The sequence below is a fragment of the Nocardioides sp. NPDC004968 genome, assembly GCF_040608935.1.
Classification (GTDB): domain Bacteria; phylum Actinomycetota; class Actinomycetes; order Propionibacteriales; family Nocardioidaceae; genus Nocardioides.
Genome location: NZ_JBEXJF010000003.1, coordinates 198,240 through 210,158 on the forward strand (window position 1 = coordinate 198,240; position 11,919 = coordinate 210,158).

The following is an 11,919-nucleotide window of genomic DNA, read 5'->3' on the forward strand; positions in this document are numbered from 1 at the left end:
CGTATGAAATCCCTGAAGTTCATCCTTGCGGGCGCGGTCACCCTTCTGGTGATCCTGATCGTGGTCTCCAACACGGTTGAGACGACCGGCCCCTCCTCCGCCAGGCGCAGCAGCGCCGCCGATGACGGCCAGCTCAAGATCGGTGTGCTGGACAGCGCCCCGGTCTACTACACCGAAGGCTCCGCCGCCAAGGGCTTCGACTACGAGATGGCCCTCGGCGTGACCGAGTCGCTCGGCATCAAGCCGTCCTTCATACCGATGGACTTCGCCGACCTGTTCACGGCTCTCGACGAAGGCAAGATCGACATGATCGCCTCCCAGGTCAGTGTCACCGAGGAGCGCGAGGAGGCCTACGACTTCTCGCACCCCTACTTCGTCACCTACCTGTCCTTCACCACCCCGAAGAACTCCCCGATCAAGAAGCTCAAGGACATCAACGGCACCCGGGTCGCCATCGTGGACGGCACCGCGCAGGAGAGCATCCTCAAGGCCCGCTTCCCCAAGGCCGAGATCGTGAAGCGGAAGAACGAGGCGGCCGCGCTCGAGGCGGTCGCCGCGGGCAAGGCGGACTCGTTCTTCTACGATGCGCCGTTCACCGAAGGACTGATCAAGAGCGCCCCGATCACGATGGAGGAGCGGATCGTCTTTCCGTCCGACAAGGCACCCATCGCCTTCGTCTTCCGCAAGGGCGACGGGCTCAGGGACCAGGCCGACGACGCGATCGACGAGATGATCGTCAACGGGGACTGGCTGCGGATCAAGACCGACTACTTCAGGGAGTACCCGCTCTCGGAACGGTTCCGGGAGCAGGGCGTCGAGTAACGGGACCCACCCGATAAGGTTCCGAGCATGAGCGCCGGACTCTTCGCACTCCTCGACGACGTAGCCGCCATCGCCAAGCTGGCGGCTGCGTCCGTCGACGACGTCGGCGCTGCCGCCGGCAAGGCCTCGGCCAAGGCCGCCGGTGTCGTCATCGACGACACCGCGGTGACGCCGCAGTACGTCCACGGCATCGCCGCAGAGCGCGAGGTGCCGATCATCAAGAAGATCGCCTTCGGCTCGCTGCGCAACAAGCTCCTGATCATCCTGCCGGTGGCGCTGATCCTGGCGCAGTGGGCGCCGTGGGCGATCACCCCGATCCTGATGCTCGGTGGCGCCTTCCTCGCCTATGAGGGCGCCGAGAAGGTGCTGGAGTGGGTCCGGCCGCACGAGCACGCCCACGAGACGCCGGTCGTCGAGGAAGGGCCCGAGGCCGAGAAGACGATGATCGCGGGTGCCGTACGCACCGACCTGATCCTCTCCACCGAGATCATGGTGATCGCGCTCAACGAGGTCATCGACCAGGGCTTCTGGATGCGGCTCGGCGCCCTGGTGGCGGTCGCATTCCTGATCACGATCGTGGTCTACGGCGTGGTCGCCCTGATCGTGAAGATGGACGACGCCGGCCTGTCGCTCTCCCAGCGCCCCGGCGCCTTCGCCCAGCGGCTCGGCCTGGGCATGGTCTCCGCGATGCCGAAGGTGCTCGCCGTGATCTCGGTCGTCGGCACCGTCGCGATGCTCTGGGTCGGTGGCCACCTGATCCTGGTCGGTGTCCACGACGTCAACGGCCTCGCCGCCGGCCACCCCGGCTGGGCGTGGCCCTACGACACCGTGCACCACCTCGAGGAGGAGGTCCACCACGCCCTCGGTGCCGTCGGCGCAGCGGCGGCCTGGCTGGTCAACACCTTCTTCTCCGCGCTCGTCGGGCTCATCGTCGGCGCGATCGTGGTCGGCGTACTCCACCTGCTGCCGTTCAAGAAGAAGCACTGACGCACCTGCGCCTACCCGGCCCCGGCTGCTCGTGCCTCCCCGGCCTCGATCTCGGCCATCAGGTCGATGACGTAGCGGGCGAAGTCGATCTGGATGGTGTGGCGTGGGGCGGCGTAGTACTGCTCCAGGTGAGCCTGCTCGTCGGCTTTCAGGATGCGCTCCTGCTCCTCGACGGGTGGAAGCGCATAGCTCCCGGTGATCAGGCGGGCCAGGAGCTTGGACTGCTGCTCGGCGAGGTTGACGATGGTGGGGGAGGACTGGGCGAGCCCCATGAAGTAGAGGTGGTCGGCGCCCGGCTTGATCATCCGCTTGAACAGCGGATAGCGGTGGTCGGCGTCGGGATGCAGCGAGACCTCGGCGGGGTCGAAGAACGGGAACGACATGTCGTAGCCGGTCGCCGCGATCACCACGTCCGCCTCGACCGACGAGCCGTCGACGAGGTGCACCGTCGATCCCTCGAACCGAGCGATCTCGGGAAGCATGTGGATGTCGCCCGAGCCGGCCTTGGTCAGGAAGTCGGCACTGACGGACGGATGCGCGGACAGTGGCTCGTGGTCGGGCTCCGGGAGCCCGTACGTCGACATCGACCCGACCAGCCCGCGGATCAGCTCGCGGGAGGCCGCCAGCGCCTGTTCCTTGGGGATGTCGGGCGGCGCCATGACCTTGTCGGCCGGCTGCCCGTTGCGATACTTCGGCAGCACCCACACGCCCCGGCGCGCGGAGACGTACAGCTTCGACGCCATCCAGGGCGAGGACAGCTCCGAGGCGATGTCCATCGCCGAGTTGCCCATCCCGACCACGATCACCCGCTTGCCGCGGATCTCGACGGGCTCGAACGGGGAGACGTAGGAATGGCTGTGGACGATCTCGCCGGCGAACTCGCCTTTCCAGGCAGGCAGCCGCGGTGACCAGTGGTGGCCGTTGGCGACCACCAGATCGGTGTAGGACCGGGTCTCCCCGGTCGACAGGCTGACCTCCCAGGAGCCGTCCTCGCGCTGCGTGGCTCGTTCGACGCCGGTGTTGAACGTGATCTGCTCCCGCAGCCCGAAGTGGTCGGTGTAGTCGCGGAAGTACTGGTGGATCAGGGTGTGGTGCGGGAAGTGCGGGAACGACACCGGCGCGGGGAAATCCTCGAACTCCAGTCGGCTGGTCGAGGTGTCGATGTGCAACGACTCGTAGACCGAGGAGAGGCCGTTGGGGTTGCGGAAGTACCAGTTCCCGCCGACGTCGTCGGAGAGCTCGAACTGGTCGTAGGCGACCCCGAACTCCTTGAGCCGCTTGGCCGTCGTGATCCCCGAGCAACCGGCGCCGATGACGCAGACCTTGACCTCGCTCATCGGGCCACCTCCATGCCGGCCGCCTCCACGCACTCGAAGGCGGTGCGCACATAGGCGTCGGTGCGCTGCGAGGAGGTCATGTGCTGGGTCATCCGGTTCATCGCGTACGCCACCGTGACCCGTCGTTCCAGGTCGTTGACCACGATCGCGCCGCCGTAGCCGGTCCACCAGCAGACGCGTCCCTCGGGCACCGCCGGCGCCGCGACCGGCTGCGGCAGGCCGTAGCCGATTCCCCATCGCATCGGCGTCAGCAGTACCTGGTCGACACCGTCGGCCTGCACCTCGAAGATCCGCTCGATCGTGGTCGGTGACAGCAGACGTACGCCGTCGACCTCCCCACCGTGGGAGACGGCCGACTGGATCCGGGCGATCGAGCGGGCGTTGCCGTGCCCGTTGATCCCCGCCAACGAGACCGTACGCATCGGGGCCGTGTTGAACTCGGCCGGATCCAGCCTCGGGTTGACCAGGGTCGGGATCATCAGGTTGCCCTCGGGCAGCGCGGCGACGTCGATCCCTCCGGGCGGGGGAGCCTCGAGGTCGGCGCAGCGGCCGAGCTCGCTCTCCGGGACACCCAGGTGGAAGTCGGCCCTCAGTGGCCCCGCGACCAGCTCGGCGAACACCTCCGAGAGCGGCTTCCCGGTGGCGGCACGGACCAGGCCGTCGACCAGATGCCCGTAGGAGACCATGTGGTACCCCGACCCCGAGCCCGGCTCGAACCAGGGTTCCTGCCGGGCGAGCATCTCGTTGGCGAGCGGCAGGTCCAGGAGCGCCTCGGTGGAGAGCCGCTCGGTCCACCCGGACATGCCGGAGGTGTGAGAGAGCAGCTGACGTACGAGAACCCGCTCGTCGGCGAACGAGGGCCAGTAGTCCGCGACCGGAGCGTCCAGGTCCAGCTGGCCACGGTCGGCGAGCACGAGCGCGGTCAGAGAAGCCATCGTCTTGGTCACCGACCAGACCCGGACGATGGTGTCCTCCTGCCATGCCTCGCCCGGCCGGGCCTCACCACCCCACAGATCAGCCACGACTTCGCCGTCACGGATCACCGCGACGGAGGCACCGAGGTCGGCTCCGGAGGAGAGGTTGCGCGCGAGCAGGTCGCGCAGGGGCGCGTACGCAGGGGCGCAGTCGCCCTGGACCGTGTGCGGGTCGGGTGTGGGTGCCGTCATGCCCGCCAATAATAGGAACTTGTTCTAGTTTTCGACAGGGTTACGGGCGAACTGTTGGTTGCGGATTACCGCTCCCGTCGACGAGCGCTTGTAGTCTGAGAGCAACCTGCGTGGGAGATCCCGCTGATGCGCAGATGCGCGACGCAGGCCCGCATTAACTTCGGTAAGGAATAACCATGGACTACAAGGTTGCCGACCTGAGCCTGGCCGAGTTCGGCCGCAAGGAGCTCTCCCTCGCCGAGCACGAGATGCCGGGCCTGATGGCCATGCGCGAGCGCTATGGCAAGGACCAGCCGCTCAAGGGCGCCCGCATCGCCGGCTCGCTGCACATGACGATCCAGACCGGCGTCCTGATCGAGACGCTGACCGCGCTCGGCGCCGACGTGCGCTGGGCCACCTGCAACATCTTCTCCACCCAGGACCACGCCGCCGCTGCCGTCGTCGTCGGCAACGGCACCGCCGAGGACCCCCAGGGCACCCCGGTCTTCGCCTGGAAGGGCGAGACCCTGGCGGAGTACTGGGACGAGGCCGAGAAGGTCTTCGACTTCACCGACGCCGACGGCAACAAGGTCGGCCCCAACATGCTCCTCGACGACGGCGGCGACATCACGCTGCTCGTCCACAAGGGTGTCGAGTTCGAGAAGGCCGGCGCCGTGCCGGGCCAGGACTCCACCGACAACGAGGAGTTCAAGGAGGTCCTCCGGGTCCTCGACCGTTCGCTGACGAACGACCCGCAGCGCTGGACCAACATCGCCAACGGCATCAAGGGCGTCACCGAGGAGACCACCACCGGTGTCCTGCGCCTCTACGACCGGTTCAAGGAGGGCTCGCTCCTCTTCCCGGCGATCAACGTCAACGACTCGGTCACCAAGTCGAAGTTCGACAACAAGTACGGCTGCCGCCACTCGCTCATCGACGGCATCAACCGCGCCACCGACGTGATGATCGGCGGCAAGGTCGCGGTCGTGTGCGGCTACGGCGACGTCGGCAAGGGCTCCGCGGAGTCGCTGCGCGGCCAGGGCGCTCGCGTCATCGTCACCGAGATCGACCCGATCTGCGCGCTGCAGGCGGCGATGGACGGCTACGAGGTCCGCCGCCTGGAGTCGGTCGTCGAGACCGCCGACATCTTCATCACCACGACCGGCAACTTCGACATCATCCGGGTCGAGCACTTCGAGAAGATGAAGAACCAGGCCATCGTCGGCAACATCGGCCACTTCGACAACGAGATCGACATGGCCGGCCTCGCGAAGATCCCGGGCATCGTCAAGGACGAGATCAAGCCGCAGGTCCACCAGTGGATCTTCCCTGATGGGAAGAAGATCATCGTGCTCTCCGAGGGCCGCCTGCTCAACCTGGGCAACGCCACCGGTCACCCGAGCTTCGTGATGTCGAACTCCTTCACCAACCAGACGCTGGCCCAGATCGAGCTCTTCACCAAGACCGACGAGTACCCGATCGGCGTCTACGTCCTGCCCAAGGCGCTCGACGAGGAGGTCGCCCGCCTCCACCTCGGCGCCCTCGGTGTCGAGCTCACCGAGCTCAAGCAGGTGCAGGCCGACTACCTCGGCGTCCCGGTCGAGGGGCCCTACAAGTCGGACCACTACCGCTACTGACCAACCCTCGCCGAGTCGGCTCGTTCTGACCGAAAACCTCGCCGAGTCGGCTCGTCATGACGAGCCGACTCGGCGATGGATCTTGTCAGTTCGAGCCGACTCGGCTCGGCAGGTCAGTCGACGGTGATGCGAGCCAGGGCTCGCGAGGTGTCGCCGTCGAGGTAGGCACTGAAGCCGAGCTGGCCGAGCGCTTCGATGTCGTCGGCGACCTCGGGAGCCTCGGCTGCCGCCAGCTCGTCGAGACCGTCGAAGTCGAGGTAGACCACCCCGGAGGAGTCCTCGGCGTTGGGGACCGCGTTCTTGAACTTGTCGGTCTCTGCCAGGCCACCGTCGGCGAGCAGGTCCTTGCTGTAGTCCCCCATCCCGACAGAGGTCACCTCGCCCTCGCTGTCGACGCTGACGATGCCCTCGGCACCGAAGCCCGCGGTGAGGTCGCCGACGAACTTCTCGACATCGGCGGAATCGGCACCGTCGAGCTTGATCCCGATGTCCAGGGAGTCCGGAGCGCTCAGGTCGATCTCGCCGGCCGCGATCGCGAAGCTGTCACCGAGGAGCTTCTCGAGATCGCCGGGTGCCATCCCGAGCATCTGCGTGAACTGGTCCTCCGCGCCGCTCCCGGCCAGACCGGTCGTGAGCCAGCCATCGGCCGGGTTGGCCGCGATCACCGCGGTGGTGTCCTTCGGAAGCGTGCCGGCGAGGGTGCCGGCCTCCATGGACTCGGCCTGCTCGCCCATCGACGAGGCGGCTTCGAGCTCGAAGGCGTTCTCGTCGGCACGTACGGTGAAGGCCGCACCGCCGAAGTCCTTCATCGCCGACCGAATCGTGTCGGCAAGGGCAGCCGGGTCTGGCAACGGCGCGATCCCACCCATCGGGTTCTCGGCGAGCTCACCCTCGGCCTCGTCGAACGCGCCGTTCTCAGCCGCCTCGGCGATGGCGTCCGGCAGCTCCTTCGCGGCGTACGCCGTGATGAACCCGGTGCCGCCGACGTCACCGGTCCACTTCTCGAAGCCGGCGTCCTCGGCCAGGGTGCCGGCCGCCACCGCCTTCTCGATCGTGGCGAGGTCGCCGTCGGTCTCCGCGATGAGCGCCCACCCGTCACCGACCGACCAGGCCGACTCCGAGCCGCCGCACTCGGCGAGCTTGGGAAGGCCGGCCTCGGCATCGGACTCGTCGGTGACCTGGAGTGCGAACGCGAGCACCGGTTCCGCGTCCGTCGGGACTGCGCCGACCGCGGCCTTGTAGCCGATCCACGGCTCGACGTCCTTGGCGAAGTCGAGGTCGTCACAGGCGTTGGTGAACAGCGCCTCGCGCGGGTCCTCGCCCTTCTTCAGGCCGAGCTCCTTCTCGAGCGAAGGCAGCTTGCGCAGCGTCGGCAGGGCGCTCTTGGCCTCGGTCAGGTCGATCTCGGCGTAAGCGACGGTCGAGGCGGGGAACGCTTCTGCCGGGGAGCCACCGGCGCTGCTCAGTGCGACCGCGGTGACGGTGCCGGCGGTCGCCAGCACAGCGACGCCCACGACGGCTACCGCGCCGATGACCAGCGGCTTCTTGCTCTTTCCGGCGGGCCTTCCGCCGAGATCGAGGATCTCTGTCGCCTCCGGTCCGGACGGGCTCTGACCGGGCATGTTCTCTGACATCAGTGACTTTCAGGTTCTGTCGGTCAGCATGGTGCCAACCGTCCAACCTGTTGAATCTACGCCGCCCAACGGAGGCTGTCCGCCGAATTTACCTTTCGGTCGCGGACTGCTGCCCGTCGAGCTCGTGATCCGCGGGAGGGTGCGGCGCCCACATCAAGAAGATGACCATCAGCGCCAGCATCGCCGAGCCCGGGACTAGCAGGACCAGCCACGGCGAGGCCAGCTGGAAGCTGTCCTCGAGCACGGTGCCGTCGGCGGCACCCTTGGCGAGACCATTGGGGTCCTCGGGCGAGAGCAGCGAGGTGATCAGCAGCATCAGGCCGCCACCGATCGCACCGCCGACCATCAGCGCACCGAGGGTGACCAGCTCGGAGCGGTTGAGCCAGACCGCGGCCGCGATGCCGACCAGCAGGCCGAGCACGATCGCACAGACCGAGAACCAGGCGGTCGCGGCGAAGACGCCCTGATCGATGTTCTGCCCGATGGCGGGCGGGTCGATCGAGATGAGCCCCCGGTACCACTTGTCCTCGAGCACCATCCCGGTCGGCGGCGTCCACAACGTCGCCGCCGCGAGACCAGCCGCAAGGCCGCCGACGATGAAGGCGGCCACGATGATGGCCACCTGGACCAGCACCGGGCGGGACAGGTCGGGGCGGGCGGAGCGGTGGCCGGTCGCGTAGAGACTGGGCGGCGGCGGCACGATCAGATTGTCAGGCATCCTGGTCCGAGGAGTTGTTTGAGGTCGGCGAACAGCTCGGGAGTCGGTGCCACCCGCAGCCGGTCATCGAGCTTCATGACCCGGGTCGCGTCCCGTGTCATCAACCGTAGCCTGACCTCGGCTACTCCGGGATAGGTGGTCAGTACGTCACGCAGCGACGCGATCACCTGCGGCGTGCACCGCGTCGACGGCAGCGAGATCACCACCGGCCCCCCAGCCGCACCCGGGCCGCCGGTCAGGTCGGGGACGGTGACCTCCTGGCCACGCAGCTCGGGCTGATCCTTGTCGCGGGAGAGCTGGCCCTTGACCCGGATGATCCCGTCCTCGACCAGATGCGGCGCGGCCAGCTGGTAGGACGACGGGAAGAGCAGCACCTCGACCGAGCCCTCGAGGTCCTCAAGGGTCACCGTCGCCCAGGCGTCGCCCTTCTTGGTGATGCGCCGGTTGACGTTGGTGACCAGCCCAGAGACCGTGACGGTGGTGTTGTGGGGCCGCGTCTCGTCGGTCATCAGCTGACCGATGGTGCAGTCGGTGCCGTTGGCGAGGACGTGCTCCAGGCCCATCAGCGGGTGGTCGGAGACGTAGAGACCCAGCATCTCCCGCTCATGGCCGAGCAGGGTCATCTTGTCCCACTCGTCCATGTCGGGGATGGCCACCGAGACGCCGAAGCCGTCGCCGCCGTCCTCGTCGAGGCCGCCGAAGAGCGAGTCCTGGCCGATCGCCTCGTTGCGCTTGATGTCGATGTACTGGTCCACGGCGGTCTCGTGGATCGCCACCAGCGCGCGACGGCGGTGCTTCATGTCGTCGAAGGCACCGGCCTTGATCAGCGACTCGATCACGCGCTTGTTGCAGGCTCGCTCGGGCACCTTGGAGAGATAGTCGTTGAAGTCCTCGAACCGGCCCTTGGAGGTGCGGGCCTCGACGATCCCGTCGACCACCTGGGCGCCGACGTTGCGCACGGCGGTCAGGCCGAAGCGGATGTCACTGCCGACCGCGGTGAAGTCGTGGGCGGACTCGTTGACGTCGGGCGGCAGCACCGCGATCTTCATCCGGCGACACTCGTTGAGGTAGATCGCCATCTTGTCCTTGTCGTTCTTGACCGAGGTCAAGAGCGCGGCCATGTATTCGGTCGGGTAGTTGGCCTTGAGGTAGGCGGTCCAGTAGGTGACCACGCCGTAGGCCGCCGAGTGCGACTTGTTGAAGGCGTAGTCGGAGAACGGCAGCAGGATCTCCCAGATCGTGTCGATCGCCTTCTGGGAGTAGCCGCGCTCGAGCATGCCGGCCTGGAAGCCGGCGTACTGCTTGTCGAGCTCGGCCTTCTTCTTCTTGCCCATCGCGCGGCGCAGGTTGTCGGCCTGTCCGAGCGAGAACCCGGCCAGGACCTGGGCGATCGACATCACCTGCTCCTGATAGACAATCAGGCCGTACGTCTCCCCCAGCACCTCGGCGAGCGGCTTCTCGAGCTCGGGGTGGATCGGCACGATCGGCTCGCGGCCGTTCTTGCGGTGGGCGTACTTGTTGTGGGAGTCGGCGCCCATCGGGCCGGGCCGGTAGAGCGCGGAGACCGCGGTGATGTCGGCGAACCGGTCGGGCAGCATCGAGCGCAGCAGCGCGCGCATGCCACCACCATCGAGCTGGAAGACGCCGAGCGTGTCGCCGCGCTGCATCAGCTCGTAGGTCGGCTTGTCGTCGAACGGGACCTCCTCGAGCACCAGATCGATGTCGCGGTTCGCGCGGATGTTGCCGAGCGCGTCCTCGAGGGTGTGGAGGTTGGAGAGGCCGAGGAAGTCCATCTTGACCAGGCCGAGCGCCTCACAGGTCGGATACTCGAACTGCGTGACGACCTGGCCGTCCTGCTTGGGCTCCATCAGCGGGACGACGTCGATGATCGGCTCGGAGGCCATGATCACGCCCGCGGCGTGGATGCCGGTCTGCCGGATCTGGCCCTCGAGACCGAGCGCGGTCTCGTAGATCTTGCGGACGTCGGGGTCGGTGTCGTGCAGGGCCCGGAAGTCGCCGCCCTCGCCGTAGCGCTTGTGGTCGGGGTTGAACAGCTCCTTGAGCGGAACCCCCTTGCCCATCACGTCGGGCGGCAGCGCCTTGGTGATCCGGTCGCCGATCGCGAAGCCGTGGTCGAGGATTCGGGCCGCGTCCTTGATCGCCTGCTTGGCCTTGATCCGGCCGAAGGTGGCGATCTGGGCGACCTTCTCCGCGCCGTACTTCTCCGTGACGTACTTGATCGTCTCGCCGCGGCGGTGGTCGTCGAAGTCGATGTCGAAGTCGGGCATCGAGGGACGTTCGGGGTTGAGGAACCGCTCGAAGAAGAGTCCGTGCTCGAGCGGGTCGAGATCGGTGATCCGCAGCGCGTACGCCACGATCGAGCCGGCACCGGAACCACGGCCCGGTCCGATCCGGATGCCGTTGTCCTTGGACCACTGGATGAAGTCGGCGACCACCAGGAAGTAGCCCGGGTAGCCCTTCTGCAGGATGACGTCGATCTCGAACTCGACGCGGTCCCGGACCTCCTGGGTCGTCTTCTCACCCGGGTAGCGCAGCTCGATGCCGCGCCAGGTCTCCTTGCGCAGCCACGACTCCTCGGTCTCGCCCTCGGGGATGTCGGCGAGCGCCATGTAGCCACCGGTCGACTCGGTGAACTGGACGTCGCAGCGTTCGGCGATCAGCAGGGTGTTGTCGCAGGCCTCGATCAGGTCCTGCCGGCCCCACAGCTCGCGCATCTCGGCGGCGGTCTTGATGTAGTAGCCGCTGCCCTCGAACGCGAACCGCTTGCCGCCCTTGGAGTAGGGCGGCTCGGTCATCCGGCTGCCCGACTGGACGCACAGCAGCGCCTCGTGGGCGGCGGCGTCCTCGGGGTTGTTGTAGTGGGAGTCGTTGGTCGCGACCGGGCGGATGTTCATCGCCTTGCCGAGCTTGAGCAGGTCGTCGCGGACCCGCTTCTCGATGGAGATGCCGTGGTCCATCAGCTCGAGGAAGACGTTGTCCTTCCCGAAGATGTCCTGCAGCTCGCCGGCCTCCTTGAGCGCCTCGTCCCACTGGCCCAGCCGCAGCCGGGTCTGGATCGCGCCCGAGGGACAGCCGGTGGAGACGATGATCCCCTTGGAGTGCTCGGCGAGGATCTCCTTGTCCATCCGCGGCTTGAAGTAATAGCCCTCCAGGCTCGAGCGGCTCGAGAGCCGGAAGAGGTTGTGCATCCCCTCGGTGGACTCGGCCCACATCGTCATGTGGGTGTAGGCGCCACCACCCGAGACGTCGTCGCCGCCCTCCTGCGCCCGGTCGCCCTTGCCCCACCGCACCCGCTTGCGCTCGCCGCGCGGGGTGTTCGGCGTGATGTAGGCCTCGATGCCGATGATCGGCTTGACGTCGTGCTTGCGGGCCTTCGACCAGAAGTCGTAGGCGCCGTGCATGTTGCCGTGGTCGGTCATCGCGATCGCCGGCATCTCCAGCTCGGCGGTGCGCGAGAACAGCCCGTCGAGGAGCGAGGCTCCGTCCAGCATCGAGTATTCGGTGTGGACGTGCAGGTGGACGAATGAGTCCTTGGAGCCGGCCGCCATTGGCGTGGAGCCCTCCTCGAGGTCGAACGGATGGAGCGGGCGCAGGAGCCCGTGCTCAAACGGACGACCT

At 67.3% G+C, this 11,919-nt stretch carries 8 protein-coding genes; 3 read left to right on the forward strand and 5 right to left on the reverse strand.

Translation table 11 applies throughout. The features are described from left to right. Nucleotides 1-3 precede the first annotated feature (3 nt). Nucleotides 4-822 carry a transporter substrate-binding domain-containing protein gene (locus tag ABZU72_RS05625; protein WP_355017888.1) on the forward strand — a complete coding sequence of 273 codons (819 nt, stop codon included), beginning with the start codon at nt 4-6 and terminating at the stop codon, nt 820-822. 27 nt (nt 823-849) lie between these two features. Beyond that, nucleotides 850-1,809 carry a DUF808 domain-containing protein gene (locus ABZU72_RS05630; protein WP_355017889.1) on the forward strand — a complete coding sequence of 320 codons (960 nt, stop codon included), beginning with the start codon at nt 850-852 and terminating at the stop codon, nt 1,807-1,809. Nucleotides 1,810-1,820: 11 nt separating this feature from the next. On the opposite strand, the gene ABZU72_RS05635 is transcribed toward ABZU72_RS05630, so the two are convergent. Together ABZU72_RS05635 and ABZU72_RS05640 are read right to left on the reverse strand one after the other, a co-directional pair. After that, entirely contained in the window at nt 1,821-3,146 is a 1,326-nt protein-coding gene (locus ABZU72_RS05635) for an NAD(P)-binding domain-containing protein (RefSeq protein WP_355017890.1), read from the reverse strand. Further along, complete coding sequence (locus ABZU72_RS05640) at nt 3,143-4,312, reverse strand: serine hydrolase domain-containing protein (protein WP_355017891.1); 1,170 nt, start codon at nt 4,310-4,312, stop codon at nt 3,143-3,145. Before ABZU72_RS05640 ends, ABZU72_RS05635 begins: the two co-directional genes overlap by 4 nt. Before the next feature lie 176 nt (nt 4,313-4,488). Here ABZU72_RS05640 and ahcY point away from each other — a divergent pair, with 176 nt between their 5' ends. Continuing rightward, nucleotides 4,489-5,928, forward strand: a complete 1,440-nt coding sequence (ahcY, locus tag ABZU72_RS05645) for an adenosylhomocysteinase (RefSeq protein WP_355017892.1) — start codon at nt 4,489-4,491, stop codon at nt 5,926-5,928. 113 nt (nt 5,929-6,041) lie between these two features. On the opposite strand, the gene ABZU72_RS05650 is transcribed toward ahcY, so the two are convergent. The 3 genes from ABZU72_RS05650 to dnaE form a co-directional block, all read right to left on the reverse strand. After that, the gene (locus ABZU72_RS05650) at nt 6,042-7,562 is read right to left on the reverse strand and encodes a hypothetical protein (protein WP_355017893.1); all 1,521 of its coding nucleotides are present in this window, start codon (nt 7,560-7,562) and stop codon (nt 6,042-6,044) included. 88 nt (nt 7,563-7,650) lie between these two features. Continuing rightward, entirely contained in the window at nt 7,651-8,280 is a 630-nt protein-coding gene (locus tag ABZU72_RS05655; RefSeq protein WP_355017894.1) for a hypothetical protein, read from the reverse strand. Beyond that, the gene (gene dnaE, locus ABZU72_RS05660; protein WP_355017895.1) at nt 8,265-11,849 is read right to left on the reverse strand and encodes a DNA polymerase III subunit alpha; all 3,585 of its coding nucleotides are present in this window, start codon (nt 11,847-11,849) and stop codon (nt 8,265-8,267) included. The genes ABZU72_RS05655 and dnaE overlap by 16 nt, the downstream gene beginning before the upstream one ends. Between the last annotated feature and the right edge of the window lie 70 nt (nt 11,850-11,919).